This window comes from Thioalkalivibrio sp. ALM2T (assembly GCF_000381505.1).
Lineage (GTDB): Bacteria > Pseudomonadota > Gammaproteobacteria > Ectothiorhodospirales > Ectothiorhodospiraceae > Thioalkalivibrio > Thioalkalivibrio versutus.
In genome coordinates this window covers 41,867-60,258 of record NZ_KB906562.1, presented here as the reverse complement: position 1 = coordinate 60,258, position 18,392 = coordinate 41,867, and the positions used below count along the sequence as shown (strand labels likewise).

Here is an 18,392-nt window from a genome sequence, read left to right as displayed (position 1 = left end):
GTCGCGGTGTATATTGTGAACCAGCTAGCATACGTGATTGTAACGCTACCAGTTACTTTCGTCGGGGTATACAGGGGGATGTGTGCTGAGTCTCGGAAAATCCAAACAAGGGGTCCTGGGCGTGGATATCAGCTCGGCAGCCGTCAAGGTGCTGGAGCTGACGCGACAGGGTAAGGGCTTTCGGGTCGAGGCCTTCGCGGTCGAACCGCTGCCCGATGGGGTGATGGTCGACAAGGTCTGTCAGGACACCGAGGCCGTGGGCAATGCCCTGGCACGGGCCGTTAAGCGCTCGGGCACGCGGCTGAAGCAGTGCGCGATGGCCGTTCCCTCCTCCGCCGTCATTACCAAGACCATCCAGATGTCGGCCGCGCTGGGCGATGCGGAGCTCGAGGGCCAGGTCTTCGTGGAGGCGGATCAGTACATCCCCTACACGCTTGAAGAGGTCAACCTGGATTTCCAGGTCCTCGGCAAGAACGAGAAGAACCCCGAGATGGTCGATGTCCTGGTGGTCGCTTCGCGCCGCGAGAACGTGGACTCGCGCGTGGCCATTGCCGAGGCGGCCAAGTTGACCCCCGAGCTGATCGACGTCGAGGCATACGCGATCGAACATACCGCCGAGCGCCTGATGGAGCAGGTCCCCGACCGCGAGAGCAAGCCGATCGTGGCGGTCGTGGATGTCGGCTCTTCGGTGACTGCCGTGTATGTCGTCAGTCAGGACGAGGGCGTGGTGTACACCCGCGAGCAGAATTTCGGCGGCCGCATGCTCACCGAGGAAATCATGCGGCGCTACAGCATGAACTATCAGGAGGCCGGCTCCGCCAAGATGAGTGGCGACCTGCCGACCGACTACGCAAGCTCCATCCTCGAGCCCTTCAAGCAGACCATGGTCGACCAGATCCAGCGGCTGCTGCAGTACTTCTACGTGACCCGCCCGCAGGACACCATCGATCACATCCTCCTGGGTGGCGGCTGTGCGGCCATACCGGGCGTGGACGAACTGCTCGAGGAGGCCGCCGGCACGCCGGTATCGATCGCGAACCCGTTCCGCGGGATGGCGTTGGCCAAAAGGGTCAACCAGGAACGTTTTGCCAATGATGCCCCGGCGCTGATGACGGCCTGTGGCCTGGCCGTGCGGGGGTATGCGTCATGATCTATATCAACCTCCTTCCCTGGCGCGAGAAGGCACGCGAACAGCGGCGCAAGCAGTTCTTCGCCGCGGTTGGTGGCGCCGCGGTGGTCGGCGTCCTGCTCGCCTTCGTTGGCTACAGTTTTATCGGCGCGTTGATCGACCACCAGCAGTCGCGTAACCAGATGCTGGAAAGCGAGATCCGCGAACTGGATCGTCAGATCGCCCGGATTCGCGATCTCGACGAACAGCGCGAGGCCCTTATTGCCCGAATGGAAGTAATCCAGACCCTGCAGGCGCAGCGGCCCGAGGCCGTGCATCTCTTCGATCAGCTGGTCGAGACCCTGCCCGATGGTACCTACCTCAACGAGGTCCGCCAGGAAGGCGAGAATGTGCGCCTGGTCGGGCGCTCCGAGTCCAACACCCGGATCTCCGCGTTGATGCGCCGGATCGATGGGTCGCCCTGGTTGGGCAGTTCCAACCTGCAGATTATCGAGACCCGCGAGGAGGGTCGCCTCCAGGTGCGTGACTTCCGACTGGATGCCACACAGACCCGGCCGGATGCCGCAGAGGGGGATTCCTGATGGATCTCAATGAACTCAAGCAGGTCGACTTCAACAACATCGGGGAAGCCTCCTGGGGCGTGAAGGGCCTGATCCTGGTCGTGATTGTCCTGGCCATCCTCGGCCTGTCCTATTACCTCTTCATCGGCGATCAGCGGACAGAGCTCGAACGCGCGGAGAGCCGCGAACTGCAGCTGCGCGGCGAGTTCGAGGACAAGCAGCAGCGGGCTGCCAACCTCCAGGCCTACGAGGACCAGCTGGAGGAAATGGAGCGCATGTTCGCCTCGCTGCTCGAGCTGTTGCCCAGTAGTGCCGAGATCCCCAGTCTGCTGGTCGATGTCTCGCAGACAGGGTTGCAGGCGGGTCTCGAGATCGAGCTGTTCGAGCCGCGCGGCGAGAACCGCCGCGACTTCTACGCCGAGGTCCCGATCCGTCTGCGCGTCCGGGGCGATTACGAGGATCTCGCGGAGTTCGTCAGCGGTGTCTCGGCCCTGCCGCGCGTGGTCACCATGCACAACATGCATATCCGTCCGGGCGCTTCCGACAACGACCTGCTGATGGATGCGGTCGCTCGCACCTATCGCTACCTGGAGGAGAACTGATGAGGCATTCTTCCATGCGAGCGGTATGGCCGGGACTGGCCACCGTCCTGATGGGCGGGGTCCTGCTGTCGGGCTGTACTCAGGACAACCGTGACCTCGAGCAGTACATCGCCGAGGTCAAGGAGCGCCCGGGGAGCGGGATCGAGCCGATCCCCACCCTGGAGCCGCACGAGCCCTATCTCTATCCGGGGCATGCCCGGTCGCCGTTCGACTCGTCGGTAATCGCCCAGCCGGAGCTCGCCGCAGCCGAGGGGCAGCCAGGAGACGCCGAGATTGATCCTGACCGCCCGCGCGAGTTCCTCGAGGGCTTTCCGCTGGATTCGCTGCGGATGGTCGGGTCGCTGGAGCAGCATGGCGTGCGCTACGCCCTGGTCCGGACCCCGGATCGAGGGGTCCAGCGCGTCACTGCGGGCAACTATATGGGCCAGAACCACGGGGAGATCATCGAGATCACGCCGACCCAGATCCGGCTGGTCGAGATCGTGCCGGATGCGTTCGGCGGTCACGTGGAACGTGAAAATTCGGTGGCGCTGACCGACTAGCGGTTTGGGGGAGAAGAACATGATGACGAGCATTCGCCGCAAGGTCGGCACAACCAACAGGGGATTCAACATGGGTTCTTCCATGCGCGCTTTCGCAGGCACGGTCATTGCCGGCCTGCTGTTCATGGTGTCCCAGGGGGTGGCTGCCACCGAACTGGAAGAGATCCGGGCCGGCAGTCTGAGCGGTGACCGGGTGCAGGTGAACCTGCGCTTCTCGGAGACGCCGCCCTCCGATATTCGCGCCTTTGCGATTGATTCACCGCCGCGCATCGCGTTGGATCTGCCCAATGTCGGCAATGCATTGCCGCGGCGCGAGACGGACCTGAATGTGGGCCCGGTGCTCCGGGCGAGCACGGTCGAGGCGGGCAACCGCACTCGCGTGGTGCTGAACCTGACTCAGGCCTCCGAGTACCAGACTCGAGTCGAGGGCAATAATCTCATCCTTACGCTGGGCCACGGGGTTTCCGAGGCGGATGCACGCACCCAGCAGGTCGTGGATCGTGCGGGTGAACCCGCCGCCACGACCCGCAGCGCCCGACCCATGGAGATCACGGGTATCGATTTCCGGCGGGGCAGCGAGGGCGAAGGTCGAGTCGAGGTGGATCTCTCCCGCTCTGGCGCCGAGATCAACGTGCGCGAGCAGGCCGGCCGCATCGAGATGACCTTCCCGCGCGCGATGGTCGACGAGGCGCTGGAACGTCGTCTCGACGTGGTCGATTTCGCCACGCCGGTGCACACGATCGACACCATCGCCGAGCGCAATCGTGTCCGCATGGAGATCGAGGCGCGCGGCGAGTACGAGATCATTTCCTACCAGAGTGATCGCCAGTTCGTCCTCGAGGTCGCCCCGATTTCCGAGGCCGAGCGCCAGGCCCGCGCACGGGAGGAAGAGGAGTACGCCGGCGAGCGCCTGTCCCTGAATTTCCAGGACATCGAGGTGCGCTCCGTTCTGCAGTTGCTGGCGGATTTCACCGATCTGAACATCGTGGTCAGTGACACGGTGGGTGGCAACATCACCCTGCGCCTGAACAACGTCCCCTGGGACCAGGCGCTGGATATCATCCTGCGTGCCCGCGGGCTCGACAAGCGGATGGACGGCAATGTCCTGTACGTCGCCCCCAGCGAGGAGATTGCGGCGCGTGAACGCCTGGAGATGGAAGCCGAGCGTGACCGCCAGGAGCTGGAGCCCCTGCGCACGGAGTTCGTGCAGATCAATTTCGCCCAGGCCGAGCAGATCGCGTCCCTGATTCGGGGCGGTGATGGAGGCGAATTCCTCTCGGAACGTGGCAGCATCACCATCGACACGCGCACCAACACCCTCCTGGTGCAGGATACCCAGAGCCGGATCGAGGACGTCCGTCGCCTGGTCTCCACACTGGATGTCCCGGTGCAGCAGGTCCTGATCGAGACCCGCATTGTGATCGCTGAAGATACCTTCAACCGTGAGCTGGGTGCGCGTTTTGGCATTAGTGCGACCCGGGGGAGCGATCGACGTACCTCAGCGGGCCTGTCCGGATCGCTGGAGGGCTCCGACAGTGCACTGGGTACCAGCCCCGGAGATATGGGTGGCCTTGCCATTGGCGATCGGCTGAACAGCTCGCTGCCGGCCGGTGGCAATGCCGGTCAGGCAGGGCTGAGCATCCTGCGCAGTGGCGTGTTGCTCGACCTGGAACTGTCCGCGCTGCAGGTGGAAGGTCGCGGCGAGATCATCTCCAGCCCGCGTGTGATCACCGCCAATGGCCAGACGGCGACGATCAAGCAAGGTGAAGAGATCCCGTTCCAGGAGGCCACTGCATCCGGCGCGACTTCGACCCAGTTCATCGAGGCCGTGCTGTCGACGGAAGTGACGCCGCAGATCACGCCGAACGGCAACGTGATCCTCGACATCAAGGTGACAAAGGACGAGCCCAGCCAGCGCGTGATCCTTGGGGTGCCGGGGATCAACAAGCGCGAGGTGGAGACCCAGGTCTTCGTGGGCAACGGCGAGACCGTGGTTCTGGGCGGTGTGTACGAGATCGACAGCCGCACCAACCTCGAGAAGGTGCCGTTCTTCGGGGACATCCCGTTCCTCGGAAACCTGTTCCGTAATCGTTCTACCGAGAACACCAAGGCGGAATTGTTGATCTTCGTGACGCCGCGCGTACTCGACTGAGCGCAAGGTGTAGCGTCGGGGATTGCCCCGATGGGTTCGATCTCGAAAGCCGGGGCCTGTCCCCGGCTTTTCTTTGGGGGGCCCAGCCAGTAGCCTTGGCGCCCATGCAGAACATCGTACTGGTAGGCCCGATGGGGGCCGGCAAGAGCACAATTGGGCGCGGCCTCGCGGGGCTGTTGCGTCGGCCGTTCTTCGATACCGATCAGGAGATCCAGCGGCGTACCGGCGTGGATATCCCGACCATCTTCGAGTTCGAGGGCGAGGGCGGTTTTCGCAAGCGCGAGACGGCGATGCTGGAGTCGCTCCTGCAACAGGAGGGCGCGGTGATTGCCACCGGCGGGGGGATTGTCGAACGCCCGGAGAACCGGGAACAGCTGCGCGATCAGTTCGTGATCTACCTGCGGGTGCCGGTGGAGGAGCAGTTCCGGCGGACTCGCCGCAACCGCAAGCGCCCGCTGATCGCGGAGGCCGCGGACCCGAAGGCCCGCCTTCAGGAGTTGTTCGCGGTCCGTGATCCGCTCTATCAGGAGGTCGCGGACCTTACGCTGGAGGGAAAGGGGCGGCGGGTCCGCGATGCGGTCAAGGGGGTATGCGCCGCCCTGCAGGTGCAGCGCCCCGACCTGTGTCAGCCGCGTTCCGAAGGTTAGGTTTGTCGACCGCGAAGCGCACGCAGAAGGGTAAGGGCGGTTGAACCACGAGAAGGCGCGCCGTCACCAGAAGGGGCGCCTTCTCGTGGTTCACCAAACCGGCGTGGCCGCGGTTCGTCTTCCCGGAAACGATACCTCCCTGGTCATCCCGGAAACCGCGACGCGGTGATTCGGGATCTCGTCGGGGGCTTGCACAGCGTCGGCGGCAGATCCTGGAGATCCCGGCTCTTCGCCGGGATGACGGGGTAGCCGGGATGAGCGGGTACAGCGAGCAGGATGCGGTTGAGCGCAGCGAAACGCATCAGTCCGGGAACCGGCAAGCCCCTGGGCGCGACACGATGCGATTTGCTGCGCTCATCACATCCTACCCTTCTTCGTTGTGTCGTCTCCGTGTGCTTCCTGGTGGAACAGGTGCATCGCTAATGGCGGGTGTTGCCGCCGCCATCGGGCACGAACATGCCGTCCTGCGATGGCGGTGAGCGGCGCCCGTGCGAGGCATGGTGAAACAGCAGGCGCCAGCCCGTGTCCAGCCAGCGCCAGGTCTGGCTGATCAGGATCGTCCCGGTGGGCGTGACGTCGCCCGGTCGCGTGATCGCCTCCTCGATGACCAGGCTGATGATCTCCCCGGTCTCGTGGCGCCCCACGATCTTCGGTTCGATCCCGATATTCAGTTCACGCGCGAAGACCAGTAGCCAGCTCTCCATCACCTCGGCCACGCCCCGGTGGGCGCGCGGGCTGCCCGGGTGGATGCAGACGATGTCGGGACGCTCGCCCCAGAGGCGCATCATCTGTTCGATATCGGCGGCACGAAAGGCGGCGTAATACGCCTCGACGCAGCCATCGGCATCCGTCGCCATCAGTGCACGCCCCCGGTGGGCCATTCCGGCGTGGGTTCCGGGTCCGGGCTGGCGTGGTGGAGCACCATGCGCCAGCTTTCCCCATCATGGCGGTAGCCATTGGTCGCCAGCATGACGCCGCGCCGTTCACCCTGGACATACAGGTTTTCGCGCAATACGTGGAGGACGAGGTCTTCGCCCGGGATGGCGGTCACCTGGGTTCGGTGTACGATCACCCCGCGCATTCCGGGCAGGATGTCGTCCCAGCTTTCCAGGATGATGTCCGTTCCCTGCAGGCGTTCGCCACCTGGGTGGATGCAGACACACTCGGCACTGTCGTGCCAGATTTCGCGCATGCCTTGTGCATCGCCTGCCTGAAAGGCCGCGTAAAAGGCGGCTTCGGTGGATTCGGGAGAAGGGAACGTGGCCATACCGGTCGGGGCCTCCTGAGACAGAGGGCTTATTGTCGCAGGAGCATCCGCGGATGACGAATATGCGAGATGACGTAATGGGCGCGACCCGCCAGAATGGCGCTCCTTCATCACGGGAGCCCGTATGGCACGTATCCTCGCGACTGGCATTGTCACGCTCGATCACACCCTCGATGTTGCGGCCTTCCCGGCCGAGGACGACGAGGTCCGGGCGCTCGCCAGCACCACCCAACCCGGAGGCAACGCGACCAACACTGCAACGATCCTGGCGCAGTTCGGCCACCGCCCGGGTCTGGCCGCGGTCATCGCCGAGGGTGCGGCCGGGGATGCCTTGAGCGAGTCCCTGGAGGTGCACGGACTGGATGTTCGCCACTGCGTGCGCCGGCCCGGCGCGACGCCGACCTCCCATATTTTGCGCTCGCGGGCCACGGGCAGTCGCACCATCGTCCATCACCGCGACCTGCCCGAACTCGAGGTGGAGGATCTCGCAGGTGTGCCCTGGCCGGAATATGACTGGCTGCACTTCGAGGGGCGTAACCCGGGGGCCCTTGCGTCCATCCTGCGGGCGGTGCGCGAGTGCATCTTTGATCAGCCGGTGTCGCTGGAACTGGAAAAGCCTCGGCCAGGGCTCGACGCATGCCTGGACCATGCCGATGTCCTGATGCTCTCGCGCGAGTGGGCGGCGAGCGTGGCGGACACCCCCGAGACCGCGCTGCAGCAGCTTGCCGAGCGTTTCCCGGATCGTATCCTGACCGTCACGGCCGGGGCCGCGGGGGCCTGGATGGCCGCGCGGGGCGAGATCCACCATTGTGAAGCGACGCCCGGACTGCGGGTGGTCGACAGCGTGGGCGCGGGGGATACTTTTAATGCCGGGCTCATTCACGCGCTGGTCTCCGGGGAGCCCCCGGAGCAGGCCTTGACGGCCGCTGTGCGCCTGGCGGAGCGCAAGCTCGAGCAGGTTGGCCTTGACGGGCTGGGTAACGCGGACTCCGACCCGGGAGCGTGGCCCGGATAGCCCCCACAGGGGGATGGTGGTCGTTGACCGGGGCGCGCGGGGCTCTTCGGAGGGTCAGGCCTCTTCGCCGAAACGATCGGCAACCAACTCTGCGAGTGCATCCAGCGCCTCCGGCGCATCCTTGCCTTCGGCCTCGATGGTGATCTCGCTGCCCTGGGCGGCGGCCAGCATCATCACGCCCATGATGCTCTTGCCATTCACCTCCTGCTGGTTGCGGGAGACGGAGACATCCGCGGCGAACTGGCTGGCCAGGCTGACGAACTTGGCCGCGGCGCGCGCGTGCATCCCCAGGCGATTAACGATGGGGACTACGCGCTGCGGCATCGCTGCACTCCTGATCGCAGAGGAGAATCCCGTCATGGCCGCCGGACAGGGCCTTGTTGACCAGTTCGGTCAGGGGGAGGTGTTGATAGTTGAGCACGCGGATGAGCATCGGCAGGTTGGCGCCGGCGATCACGCGGGCGTTTGCACCGCGGGCGACGCGAATCGCAACGTTGGAGGGTGTGGAGCCAAACATGTCGGTCAGAACGAGCACCCCCGAGCCGCTGTCGAGGGTCGTCAGGCGCTCGCGGGCGCGGGCCAGGACCTCGTCGGGGTCGTCGTTCTGGGACATCGCCATGGACTCGCAGTCCTCGGGCAGGCCCCCGAGCATGCTCTGCGCGGTCTGCAGCAGGGTATCGCCCAGGTTTTGATGCGTGATCAGAATGAGACCAACGCCCATGGATCTGCTCCGATTGCGGGTTCCAGAAGGCCCTCGCCCCGCGTCCAGTGGTTACTGTTTCCCCAGCTCGCGGTGACGGGTGCTAACAGTAACATGTTCCCGGTCCTGCCACGCCTCCGCAAGCCGCTCCACCAGATACACCGAGCGGTGTTGCCCGCCGGTACAACCGATGGAGACGGTTACGTAGCTGCGGTGATCGTCCAGCAGGCGCGGCAGCCACTGCGACAGGAAGCCCTGGATGCTGTCGAACATGGCCGCGACCTCCGCGTGCCGCTCAAGGAACTCGCACACGGGCGGGTCGCGACCGGTCAGGGCGGCCAGATCGCTTTCGTAGTGCGGATTGGGCAAGCAGCGCACGTCGAACACGAAGTCGGAATCCAGCGGCGCGCCGTGCTTGAAGCCGAAAGACTGGAACTGCAGGGATAGCTCGTGTTCCCCGCGCTCGCCTATGCGGTCGCGCAGGGTGCGGGCCAGATCGTGCATCGACAGGCGCGAGGTATCGACTGTCAGGTCGGCCTCCGCGGCCACATGGCCCAGCCACTCGCGTTCGCGGTCGATGGCCTCGACCAGTGGCACGCCGTCGCGCGCCAGCGGGTGGCGCCGGCGGGTCAGGTGGTAGCGCCGCAGCAGCACCTCGCTGGCCGCCTGCAGGAACAGGACCTCCACTTGAACCCCGTCCGCCCGTAATTGCGCCAGGAGATCGGAGAACCCCTCCAGGGCCTCCAGGCCGCTGCGTACATCCACGCCCACGGCCAGATGGCGGTCGGTCTCGGTGTCGTAGTGGCCCTGCCGGACCTGATCGATCAGGTCCGGCAGCAGCGGCAGCGGGAGGTTGTCGACGCAGAAGTAGCCGGCATCCTCCAGGGTGTGCAGGGCCACGGTCTTGCCGGACCCGGACAGGCCACTGACGATTAGCAGGCGCATGGCCGATTCAGCCCTCCGGGTCCGGGTTGGGGACCGTAGTGGCGGGCACCGCGCGATGGTAGGGCGGCTCCTCCGTCTCGCCGCTCATCTGGCGGCGCTGGCGTGCGCGCAGGTCGTCGCCAGCGATATAGCCCTGCATGTGCAGCATGTGGTTACGCACGGCCGCCTCGATCATCACCGCGATGTTACGCCCCGGCGCGATCGGCAGGCTGATCAAGGGGACGCGCAGGCCGAGGATGTCGATCTCGCCGCGGCGTCCGTTCAGCCGGTCATCGGGGACCGGCGAGGGTTCGCCATGATCGCGCAGGTCGATGATCAGGCGCAGGTACTTGCCGCCCTTGATCGCGGAATCGCCGTACATGGCGCGGATGTTGAGCACCCCAAGACCGCGCACCTCGAGCAGGTCCTGGAGCAGGGCCGGGCAATGGCCGCGCACGATGTCGGGCGCAATGCGCGCGAACTCGGGGGCATCGTCGGCGATCAGGCGATGCCCGCGCGAGATCAATTCCAGCGCGACTTCGCTCTTGCCGACGCTGGAGGCGCCGCTGATCAGCACCCCGATCCCGAGGATCTCCATGAACACGCCGTGGCGCACCTCGAAATGGGCCAGGCGCTGCTGCAGGAAATAGCGCAGCAGCGAGATGATCTCGTGACTGCTGGTGCTGGAGCACAGGATCAGCGGCAGCGCCTCCTGTGGGGCGTCGGGCATCTCCGAGAACGGACAGGTGTCCTCGGCGAAGATCACCGCGGTGGTCCCGGTGCGGGCCATCTCCAGGATCAGGTCGTTGCACTGGGTGGCGCTGAGACTGGAGATATAGCGGGCCTCGAAGTCGCCGATGATCTGGATGCGGTTGGGCCGGATCAGGTTGAGATGGCCAGCCAGTGGCAGGTCGTCCCCGTCGTCGCCGACCAGCTTGCGGTCGGGTGCTGCATGTTCGCCGTGTACAAAGCGAAGATCCAGGCGGTTTCCCATGGCCTGGATCAGGCTCTCCACGTTGATGTCGCGGGCGATCCCGCCTTCTCCCAGCGCCTCGTTCATGGCAGACGCTGCGCGTCGGAATCGCGGCTGGAGGCGGGTTCCACGAGCTTAGTCCTCGCTGAAGCGGCGCACGAGTTCCTGTTCCAGGGCCGCCGCATCCCCGGCCCGGCGCAGCGCTCCGATGGTGTCTGGCTGCGACAGGCCGCGGGCGAGTTGGGCCAGCAGGTCGAGGTGGTCGCCGGTGGCGGCCTCCGGGACCAGCAGTGCGATCAGGATATCGACCGGCTCGTGATCCATGGCGTCGAAGTCGACGCCCTTTTCCAGGCGCAGCACGGCCACGCGCGGCGCCTCGAGATCGGCCAGGCGGCCATGGGGAATCGCAACCCCATGGCCGAGACCGGTGGATCCGAGTTTTTCGCGTGCGGACAGGGCCTCGAAGATCGCGTTACTCCCCGGTCCCGTGCCGTCACCTCCGCCGGCGAGGAGGTCCGCCAGAGCCTCCAGGGCCCGTTTCTGGCTGGAGCACTCGGGTTGCAGGCCAATGCGCTCGGAGGTGATCAACTCGGCAATCGTCATGGATCAGGAGGCCTGCTCGCGGTTGCGCTGGGCACCTTCGGCGCGGTGGTGGTCCTTGACCTTTTCCTTGTGCTTGATCAGCTGACGGTCGACTTTGTCGATCAGCGCGTCGATCGCGGCGTACATGTCCTCGTGAGAGGCCTCGGCGTGGATGTGATTGCCGCTGACCTGGAGATTCGCTTCGGCCTGGTTGTGCTGATTCCGGGTCTTCTCGTGGGTCAGCACGACGTGGACGTCGATGACCTTGTCGAAGTGGCGCTCCAGCTTCGCGAATTTCTCGTTGACGTAGTCGCGCAGGGCGTCGGTGATGTCCACGTGGTGGCCGGTCAGGTTGATCTGCATGGTCAGGACTCCTTGGTTACTTGCTGCCGGTGGGCATCGAGGCCATCTGCCGGCGTTCGCTGGATGAAGGGATGTGCATCGCCTCGCGGTACTTGGCCACGGTGCGGCGCGCTACGTTGATGCCCCGGTCCGACAGGACCTGGGCGAGCCGGGCATCGCTGAGCGGCTTGTTCGGGGGTTCGTCGCCAATCAATTCGCGAATCATGGCACGGATGGCGGTGGCGGAACACTCGCCGCCATCGTTCGTGCCGACATGGCTGGAGAAGAAATACTTGAACTCGAAGACCCCGCGCGGGGTATGCATGTATTTCTGCGTGGTCACCCGCGAGATGGTCGATTCGTGCATCTCCAGGGTCTCGGCAATGTCGCGCAGGATCAGAGGCTGCATCGCGACGTCGCCATGCTCGAGAAAGCCCTGCTGGCGGTGGACGATCGCCTCGGCGACCCGCAGCAGGGTGTCGTTGCGGCTGTGCAGGCTCTTCAGGAACCAGCGTGCCTCCTGCAGCTGATCACGCATAAAGGCGCTGTCGCGGGCATCCGAGACCTGGCGCACCATGCCGGCGTAGAGATCGTTGATACGGATGCGCGGTGCGATCTCCGGATTCAGCTCCACGCGCCAGCCCTCGGCGCTATGGCGCACATAGACATCCGGGACTACGTATTCCGAGGTGGCGGAACTGATCTGCGCGCCCGGGCGCGGGTTCAGGGTGCGGATCAGATCCAGCGCGCGGGCCAGTTCGTCCGGGTCGCGTACGCCGGACTGGCGCTGCAGGGCCTTGTAGTCGCGCTTGCCCAGGCTGTCCATGCCGTGTTCCAGGATCGCCCGTGCGGCCTCGCGGGCCGGGGCGTCCGGGGCCAGTTCGCGTAGCTGGATCTCCAGGCACTCCCGCAGGTTGCGCGCACCGACCCCCAGCGGGTCGCACTGCTGAATCCAGTGGAGGACTGCCTCGACCTCGTCGACGCCGACGGTTTCATCCTCGCCGCGGCTGATGGTCTCGGCCAGGGTGTCGAGGTCGCCCTCGAGATAGCCGTCGGGGCTGATGGCGTCGATCAGGGCTGCCCCGATGCGCTGGTCGCGGGGTGTCAGATGGCTCAGGTGCAGCTGCCACAGCAGGTGATCCTGCAGGCCCTCACCGTCGTCGTCGCTGGTGTTTTCCAGCGGGTCGCGGTCATCCACGCCCTTGTTGGGTGTCGGGGCCGGCTCGTAGATGTCGTCCCAGCGGCTGTCGGTCGTCAGTTCCTCGGGGATTACGTCATCGCTGGTAGTGGTGGCCTCCATGCGATCGCCTTCCACCAGCTCGCCGTCCTGGTTCAGACGCTCGGTATCGGCCTCGGACTCTTCGTCCTCGACCTGTTCGAGCATGGGATTACTCTCCAGCGCCTGCTGGATCTCCACTTGGAGCTCGAGCGTGGACAGCTGCAACAGGCGGATCGCCTGCTGCAGTTGCGGCGTCATGGTCAGCGTCTGACCCAGCTGCAGATTCAGGCCGGGTTTCAGCATCGGGTATGCGGGGCGAGGGTGGGCATTGGTGGAATCTTAAAGCCTGCCTTGTGGTTTGTGCACCGACCGGGCCGCATGTGGGGCGCTTTCACAGGCGGAAGTTCTCGCCGAGATAGACCCGGCGCACCTGGGGATCGGCCAGCAGCTCGTCCGGTGTCCCGGCGGCCAGCAGGCGGCCTTCGCTTAGAATATAGGCCCTGTGGCAGATGCCGAGGGTCTCGCGCACGTTGTGATCGGAGATCAGTACGCCGATGCCGCGCTGGGCGAGATGCCGAATCACGTCCTGGATATCGCCGACCGAGATCGGATCCACCCCCGCAAAGGGTTCGTCCAGACAGATGAAGCGCGGATCCCCGGCGAGGGCGCGGGCGATCTCGGCGCGGCGCCGTTCGCCGCCGGACAGCGCGATGCCCGGGCTGTGGCGCACGGTCTCGAGCTGAAACTCCTCGATCAGGGCGTCGCCAATGCGGCGGCGCTCGTGGCGATCGAGTCCGGGGCGCAGTTCCAGCACGGCCTGCAGGTTGTCCCACACGCTCAGGCGGCGGAAGATCGAGGCCTCCTGCGGTAGGTAGCCGAGGCCGGCGCGCGCGCGCACGTGGATGGGGGCGCGGGTGATATCGCGCTCGCCCAGGGTGATGCGCCCGGCATTGGGGCGGATCAGCCCGACCAGGCTGTAGAAGCAGGTGGTCTTGCCGGCCCCGTTCGGGCCCAGCAGGCCGACCACCTCGCCGGGTGCGAGGTCGACGTCCACTTGGTCCAGCACCGTGCGCTGGCCGTAGCGCTTGGTCAGCTCGCGTCCGATCAGGCGGTCGTTGGTTTGTGCCGGTGTGGCGGATGGGCTGGGAGCGACTGCGTTCATTCGTCGTCGCGCGGCTGGATGGTGATGCGCACGCGCTCGCTGGCGCCTTCGCCGCGTTCGGCCTCGATTACGTCGGTCGTCAGGTCGTAGGTGATGCGCTTGCCGCGCGCCTCCTCGCTGGTGGTGATCACATGGGCCTGGTCGGTGAGGATCATGAGGTCTTCATTCAGCAGGTAGTCGATGCGCAGGGCGGTGGCAATGCGCATCTCTCCGGTTTCCGGATCGGGTGATTCCAGGCGTGCCGGCTCGCCGTGGGCCTCCATTTCGTAGGGGCGGCGATCGCGGGTGCGCACGTAGACCTTGTCGGCCTCCAGGGTCATGTCGCCGCGGATCACGATCACGTCGCCGGTGTAGGTCCCCAGCCCCTGGCGTTCGTCCATCTCCGCGCGGTCGGCAGTGATCTCCACCGGCAGTGCCGGGCCCGAGCCCTGCTGGGCGATCGCGGGCGTGGCCAGCAGCACGAGCAGCAGGAGCGCCGCCACGCGGGCACCCGGCTGGGCCGGGCGGTGGCGAAGGCTATGGGGATTCGGGGTCATGCGCGGGATCCTCCTCGCTCGTCTCGCTGTAGAGCGAGTACACGTCATGGAACAACTCTATGGTATCCCCTCGCGAGTCCACGCGCAGACCGGTGCCGCGCTGGAACAGGCCCGGCTGGTTCAGGGTGGAAAGGGCATCCGAAGTGGCGACCATGGTGTCGGTGGCGACGCGAACATCCCGCGAATCGATGATGGTCTCCACGCGTTCGCCGTGGGGCGGCTGTACGCCGTGGGTGGGGCCCACCAGGTCCAGGGTCGCGGCGGCCGGTTGATGCAGCGCGGCGGGGGCAGTCCAGCGCCATTCGATACCGCCCTCGGCGAACAGGTCGAGGTCCGGGTCGTCCACCCATTGGGGGCCATCACGTCCAAACTCGCGCAGGCGGGTGCCGCGCAGACGATGGCTCAGCTCGCCGTCGTCGCCGGTGGCATGCAGGGTGAAGCCGTCAATCTGCAGCGTGACCTCGCCCTCGGGCGGACTTACCTCGGCCTGCGCCAGGGGCACGGTCGCGAATGCGAGCACGGCCAGGGTCCATCCGACTTGGCGGCGAGTCCTTTGGCTCATCCGTTCAGGTAGGTCTCGAACAGCGCGTCGAGCCGACCCTGCGCGGCCAGCAGGCCCTCGCAGGCCTCGCGCACGGCCCCGCGCCCGCCATGGGCCTCGGTCACCCACTGGGCATGCTGGCGCACCAGCGGGTGGGCGTCGCCGACCGCGATCCCGAGGCCGACCCGCTGCATCGCCGGAAGATCCACGATGTCGTCGCCCATGAAGGCCGCTTCGGCGCGGTCGTGGCCTGTGCGCTGCAGCAGTTCGTGCAGGGCCTCGCCCTTGTCGCGGCGGCCCTGGATCAGGTGTTCCACGCCCAGGTCGCGCATGCGGTGCTCGACGACCCCGGAGGTGCGCCCGGTCAGGATGGCGATCTCGATGCCGCCGTCCAGGGCCAGACGGATACCGTGGCCGTCGCGGCTGTTGAAGGCCTTGTACTGCGCGCCGTCGTCGCCGAGGAACAGGCTGCCGTCGGTCAGCACGCCGTCCACGTCCAGGATCAGCAGGCGAACGGCCCGCTGCTGGGTGCGCAGAGTGGCGGCATCCAGGTTCATCACGCCACCCCGGCGCGCAGCAGGTCGTGCATGTTGATCACGCCGACCAGACGGTTTTTGGCGTCGGTGACCGGAAGGGCGTTGATGCGCCGGCTCTCCATGGTCTCCAGGGCCTCCACCGCCAGCCAGTCAGGCTGCGCGGTGTGGCCGCCGGTGGTCATGGCCTCGCCGATGGTCAGGCCGTCCAGGCTGTGCCCGGCATCCAGGGTGCGCCGCAGGTCGCCATCGGTGAACACGCCCTGGATCTCGTCGTCGGCGCCGGCCACGATCACCAGTCCCAGGCCCTTGCGGGTGATCTCGAACAGGGCGTCCTTGAGCGGGGCCTCCGGGGTGATGCGCGGGATCGCATCATCGGTGTGCATGATATCGGCGACATGCACCAGCAGGCGCCGGCCAAGGCGGCCGCCGGGGTGCGAGCGGGCAAAGTCGTTGGCGGTAAAGCCGCGTGCATCCAGCACCGCGACGGCCAGGGCATCGCCCATCGCCAGCGCCGCGGTGGTGCTGGAGGTGGGAGCCAGCCCCAGCGGGCAGGCCTCGCGCTCGACGCTGACATCCAGGTGTACGGTGGCATCCGCGCCGAGGCGCGATCCGGGGTTGCCGGTCATCGCGATCAGCGGTACGCCCAGGCGCCGGATCAGCGGCAGGATGGTGATGATCTCGTCGGTCTCGCCGGAGTTCGATAGCGCGATGACCACGTCCTCGCGGGTGATCATGCCGAGATCGCCGTGGCTGGCCTCGCCCGGATGCACGAAGAAGGCCGGCGTGCCGGTGGAGGCCAGGGTCGCGGCCAGCTTGCTGCCGATGTGCCCGGACTTGCCCATGCCGGTGACGATCACGCGGCCCTGGCACGCGAGGATGCAGCGGCAGGCCTCGAGGAAGCGGTCGTCGATGCGCTGGGCGAGGTTGCGTACGGCCTCGGCCTCGTCATTGAGGACTGCCAGGGCGAGGTTGCGGGTGGTTTCGGGGTTGAAGTTCATGCGGTTGCCGTGATTCCCAAATACACAAGGTAGCTTGCGAAGGCGATGAGGAGAAGGGCGCCCTGCCAGCGCCGGATCTGTCCGCGGCGGCCTAGCGCGATCAGGAACAGCGCCACGGTCAATGCCAGCATCACCGGATAGTCGCGCGTCAGCACATCGGCGTCGATTGCCAGCGGCGCGATCAGGGCCGGAACGGCCAGTACCGCGAGCAGGTTGAACAGGTTGGAACCGACTACATTCCCGATCGCCAGTCCGGCCTCGCGGCGGAAGGCGGCGACCACCGAGGTCGCCAGCTCCGGCAGGCTGGTGCCCACCGCGACAATGGTCAGCCCGATGACCAGGTCGCTGACCCCCAGTTGTTCGGCGATTTCGACGGCCCCCCAGACCAGGGCCTGGCTGCTCGCCAGCAGGAGCAGCAGCCCGAACACGAGCCAGGCGATCGCGGGCCCCAGTCGGTCGCCCTCCGGGATCGTTTCGACCATGCCGCGTACGACCGTGGGAGTGTCCTCACTCGGGGCCTGCTGCGCACGGCGGGCGGTCAAGGCCATCCAGACCGTGAATGCCACCAGGCCGCCGAGCAGGACGCTGCCCTCTGGTCGGCCCAGTTCGCCGTTTATCAGCAAGAGCAGGACGCCGAAGCTGACCAGCAGGAGGATCGGCAGTTCGCGCCGAACCATGCCGCGCCCGATCGCCAGCGGCGCGACCAGGGTCGCGGCCCCCAGCACCAGCGCGATGTTGGCGATGTTCGAGCCGATGGCGTTGCCCACGGCCAGCCCCGGGTTGCCCTGCAGGCTGGCGAGGATCGAGACCACGATCTCCGGTGCCGAGGTCCCGAAGGCGACGATGGTCAGGCCGATGATCAGCGGGCTGACGCCCAGGCCGCGGGCCAGGGCCGAGGCGCCGAACACGAAGCGGTCGGCACTCCAGGTCAGCAGGATCAGGCCGCCGATGATGGCAACAACGGGTAGCACCATGGACAGTCGGGTCCGGGGAGGGTCAGGCCCGGGATTGTAGCCGATTGGGTAGCGGTTTCAGCAGCGCAGACGTTCCAGGCACCCGGCGGTGGTCACCTGCGGTGTCCAGCCGAGCTGCTCGCGGGCGCGGGTGCAGTCCAGTACCAGCGGGCCGTCCAGCCCGCGGACCCAGCCGGGGTCCCCGGCGCGGGCGGTCAGGCGCCAGGCCAGCGGGTGCAGGGTGCGGATCAGCCGCAGTGGCACCGGGATCCCCCAGCGTCGCTGGTGGCGCGCCATCGCCCGTAGCGACCAGGCAGGTTCGGCCCCCAGGTTGAAGATCCCCTCGGTGCGAGTTGTGATGCTGCGCACGATCGCGGCGGCGGCATCGTCCTCCCACAGGATCTGCACTGGCTGTTCGCCCCCGGCGGGATACAGCCGCCCGCGGGCGATCTGCAGCAACAGTGGGTGGGCGTTCGGGCCGACGATCGCGGGCGGGCGCAGGAGGGTCACCTGGCACTCGGGGTGTTCCCGGGCGAGCGCGAGCAGGGCCTGCTCCACGGCGACCTTGTCTTCGGCATAGGGGAAGCGCGGCCGGGTAGGATGGTCCTCGCGGAGCGGCTGCGGGCTGTCCGGCCAGGGGCCGTAGACCGCCGCGCTGGACAGGAACACGATGTGGCGCACACCGGCGGTCACCGCCGCGTGGAACACCTGCTGGCTCAGGGCGACATTCTGCTGGCGGACCCAGGTACGGTCATGCCGGCGGCGGCCCCCGTGACCGCCCATCAACTGAAAGGCCAGGTGCACCAGGGTGTCCACCCCGGCCAGGTCCTCCGGCTGGAGCTGCGCCAAGTCGAGTACCCGGGCCTCGATAACGGTGCCGTTTTCGGGCGGAGGCAGCGCTGGCGCGGCCCGGTCCAGGGCGAGGATGTGTTTAATCGTCGGCGCGTGTGTCAGGGCGGGCACCAGGACTTGCCCCAGGCGTCCGGCGGCGCCGGTCACGGCGACGTGCATC

General features: G+C 66.7%; 23 protein-coding genes. 7 read left to right on the top strand and 16 right to left on the bottom strand.

Translation table 11 applies throughout. The features are described from left to right. Positions 1 to 82: 82 nt before the first annotated feature. The 6 genes from F816_RS0108630 (at position 83) to F816_RS0108605 (ending at position 5,632) form a co-directional block, all read left to right on the top strand. Entirely contained in the window at positions 83 to 1,150 is a 1,068-nt protein-coding gene (locus tag F816_RS0108630) for a pilus assembly protein PilM (protein ID WP_038085646.1), read from the top strand. After that, a complete protein-coding gene (locus F816_RS0108625; RefSeq protein ID WP_018144543.1) occupies positions 1,147 to 1,710 on the top strand; it encodes a PilN domain-containing protein in 564 nt (187 codons plus the stop codon). Before F816_RS0108630 ends, F816_RS0108625 begins: the two co-directional genes overlap by 4 nt. Further along, positions 1,710 to 2,291 carry a type 4a pilus biogenesis protein PilO gene (locus tag F816_RS0108620; protein WP_019594393.1) on the top strand — a complete coding sequence of 194 codons (582 nt, stop codon included), beginning with the start codon at positions 1,710 to 1,712 and terminating at the stop codon, positions 2,289 to 2,291. The genes F816_RS0108625 and F816_RS0108620 overlap by 1 nt, the downstream gene beginning before the upstream one ends. Further along, positions 2,291 to 2,833 carry a pilus assembly protein PilP gene (locus F816_RS0108615; protein ID WP_038085642.1) on the top strand — a complete coding sequence of 181 codons (543 nt, stop codon included), beginning with the start codon at positions 2,291 to 2,293 and terminating at the stop codon, positions 2,831 to 2,833. The genes F816_RS0108620 and F816_RS0108615 overlap by 1 nt, the downstream gene beginning before the upstream one ends. A 19-nt stretch (positions 2,834 to 2,852) precedes the next feature. After that, positions 2,853 to 4,985, top strand: coding sequence for a type IV pilus secretin PilQ (gene pilQ, locus F816_RS0108610; RefSeq protein WP_019594391.1), 2,133 nt, complete (start codon positions 2,853 to 2,855; stop codon positions 4,983 to 4,985). A 104-nt stretch (positions 4,986 to 5,089) separates the two neighbouring features. Then, positions 5,090 to 5,632 carry a shikimate kinase gene (locus tag F816_RS0108605; protein ID WP_018144539.1) on the top strand — a complete coding sequence of 181 codons (543 nt, stop codon included), beginning with the start codon at positions 5,090 to 5,092 and terminating at the stop codon, positions 5,630 to 5,632. A gap of 419 nt (positions 5,633 to 6,051) precedes the next feature. On the opposite strand, the gene F816_RS0108600 is transcribed toward F816_RS0108605, so the two are convergent. Next, positions 6,052 to 6,513 carry a nuclear transport factor 2 family protein gene (locus tag F816_RS0108600; protein ID WP_019594390.1) on the bottom strand — a complete coding sequence of 154 codons (462 nt, stop codon included), beginning with the start codon at positions 6,511 to 6,513 and terminating at the stop codon, positions 6,052 to 6,054. Further along, positions 6,489 to 6,899 carry a nuclear transport factor 2 family protein gene (locus tag F816_RS0108595; protein ID WP_019594389.1) on the bottom strand — a complete coding sequence of 137 codons (411 nt, stop codon included), beginning with the start codon at positions 6,897 to 6,899 and terminating at the stop codon, positions 6,489 to 6,491. The genes F816_RS0108600 and F816_RS0108595 overlap by 25 nt, the downstream gene beginning before the upstream one ends. Before the next feature lie 124 nt (positions 6,900 to 7,023). Here F816_RS0108595 and F816_RS0108590 point away from each other — a divergent pair, with 124 nt between their 5' ends. Next, on the top strand, positions 7,024 to 7,914 hold the full coding sequence (locus F816_RS0108590; protein ID WP_019594388.1) for a PfkB family carbohydrate kinase: 891 nt from the start codon (positions 7,024 to 7,026) through the stop codon (positions 7,912 to 7,914). Between the two features lie 54 nt (positions 7,915 to 7,968). Here the strand turns inward: F816_RS0108590 and F816_RS0108585 are convergent, their stop codons facing one another. The 14 genes from F816_RS0108585 to F816_RS0108520 all read right to left on the bottom strand — a co-directional run bounded on the left by F816_RS0108585 (position 7,969) and on the right by F816_RS0108520 (position 18,391). Continuing rightward, on the bottom strand, positions 7,969 to 8,238 hold the full coding sequence (locus tag F816_RS0108585) for an HPr family phosphocarrier protein (RefSeq protein ID WP_019594387.1): 270 nt from the start codon (positions 8,236 to 8,238) through the stop codon (positions 7,969 to 7,971). Next, positions 8,210 to 8,635, bottom strand: a complete 426-nt coding sequence (locus tag F816_RS0108580; RefSeq protein WP_019594386.1) for a PTS sugar transporter subunit IIA — start codon at positions 8,633 to 8,635, stop codon at positions 8,210 to 8,212. Before F816_RS0108580 ends, F816_RS0108585 begins: the two co-directional genes overlap by 29 nt. A gap of 51 nt (positions 8,636 to 8,686) precedes the next feature. After that, positions 8,687 to 9,559 carry an RNase adapter RapZ gene (gene rapZ, locus F816_RS0108575; RefSeq protein ID WP_019571649.1) on the bottom strand — a complete coding sequence of 291 codons (873 nt, stop codon included), beginning with the start codon at positions 9,557 to 9,559 and terminating at the stop codon, positions 8,687 to 8,689. A 7-nt stretch (positions 9,560 to 9,566) separates the two neighbouring features. Next, positions 9,567 to 10,598: an HPr(Ser) kinase/phosphatase gene (gene hprK, locus F816_RS0108570; protein ID WP_018144532.1), complete on the bottom strand. Its 1,032-nt coding sequence runs from the start codon at positions 10,596 to 10,598 to the stop codon at positions 9,567 to 9,569. A gap of 48 nt (positions 10,599 to 10,646) precedes the next feature. Next, positions 10,647 to 11,114 carry a PTS sugar transporter subunit IIA gene (locus tag F816_RS0108565; RefSeq protein ID WP_018168278.1) on the bottom strand — a complete coding sequence of 156 codons (468 nt, stop codon included), beginning with the start codon at positions 11,112 to 11,114 and terminating at the stop codon, positions 10,647 to 10,649. Positions 11,115 to 11,117: 3 nt separating this feature from the next. Further along, on the bottom strand, positions 11,118 to 11,456 hold the full coding sequence (hpf, locus tag F816_RS0108560) for a ribosome hibernation-promoting factor, HPF/YfiA family (RefSeq protein WP_018144530.1): 339 nt from the start codon (positions 11,454 to 11,456) through the stop codon (positions 11,118 to 11,120). Between the two features lie 16 nt (positions 11,457 to 11,472). Then, positions 11,473 to 12,957, bottom strand: coding sequence for an RNA polymerase factor sigma-54 (locus tag F816_RS0108555; RefSeq protein WP_019594385.1), 1,485 nt, complete (start codon positions 12,955 to 12,957; stop codon positions 11,473 to 11,475). Positions 12,958 to 13,045: 88 nt separating this feature from the next. Continuing rightward, the gene (lptB, locus tag F816_RS0108550) at positions 13,046 to 13,816 is read right to left on the bottom strand and encodes an LPS export ABC transporter ATP-binding protein (protein WP_019594384.1); all 771 of its coding nucleotides are present in this window, start codon (positions 13,814 to 13,816) and stop codon (positions 13,046 to 13,048) included. After that, positions 13,813 to 14,352 (bottom strand): lipopolysaccharide transport periplasmic protein LptA, encoded by a 540-nt coding sequence (lptA, locus tag F816_RS0108545; RefSeq protein WP_019594383.1) that lies wholly within the window; start codon positions 14,350 to 14,352, stop codon positions 13,813 to 13,815. The genes lptB and lptA overlap by 4 nt, the downstream gene beginning before the upstream one ends. Next, positions 14,333 to 14,914: an LPS export ABC transporter periplasmic protein LptC gene (lptC, locus tag F816_RS0108540; protein ID WP_081622683.1), complete on the bottom strand. Its 582-nt coding sequence runs from the start codon at positions 14,912 to 14,914 to the stop codon at positions 14,333 to 14,335. The genes lptA and lptC overlap by 20 nt, the downstream gene beginning before the upstream one ends. Beyond that, on the bottom strand, positions 14,911 to 15,450 hold the full coding sequence (locus F816_RS0108535; protein ID WP_019594381.1) for an HAD family hydrolase: 540 nt from the start codon (positions 15,448 to 15,450) through the stop codon (positions 14,911 to 14,913). Before F816_RS0108535 ends, lptC begins: the two co-directional genes overlap by 4 nt. Then, positions 15,450 to 16,427, bottom strand: a complete 978-nt coding sequence (locus F816_RS0108530; protein ID WP_019594380.1) for a KpsF/GutQ family sugar-phosphate isomerase — start codon at positions 16,425 to 16,427, stop codon at positions 15,450 to 15,452. The genes F816_RS0108535 and F816_RS0108530 overlap by 1 nt, the downstream gene beginning before the upstream one ends. Next, positions 16,424 to 17,401, bottom strand: a complete 978-nt coding sequence (locus F816_RS0108525) for a calcium/sodium antiporter (RefSeq protein ID WP_019594379.1) — start codon at positions 17,399 to 17,401, stop codon at positions 16,424 to 16,426. The genes F816_RS0108530 and F816_RS0108525 overlap by 4 nt, the downstream gene beginning before the upstream one ends. Before the next feature lie 57 nt (positions 17,402 to 17,458). Beyond that, positions 17,459 to 18,391, bottom strand: coding sequence for an NAD-dependent epimerase/dehydratase family protein (locus tag F816_RS0108520; protein WP_019594378.1), 933 nt, complete (start codon positions 18,389 to 18,391; stop codon positions 17,459 to 17,461). Between the last annotated feature and the right edge of the window lies 1 nt (position 18,392).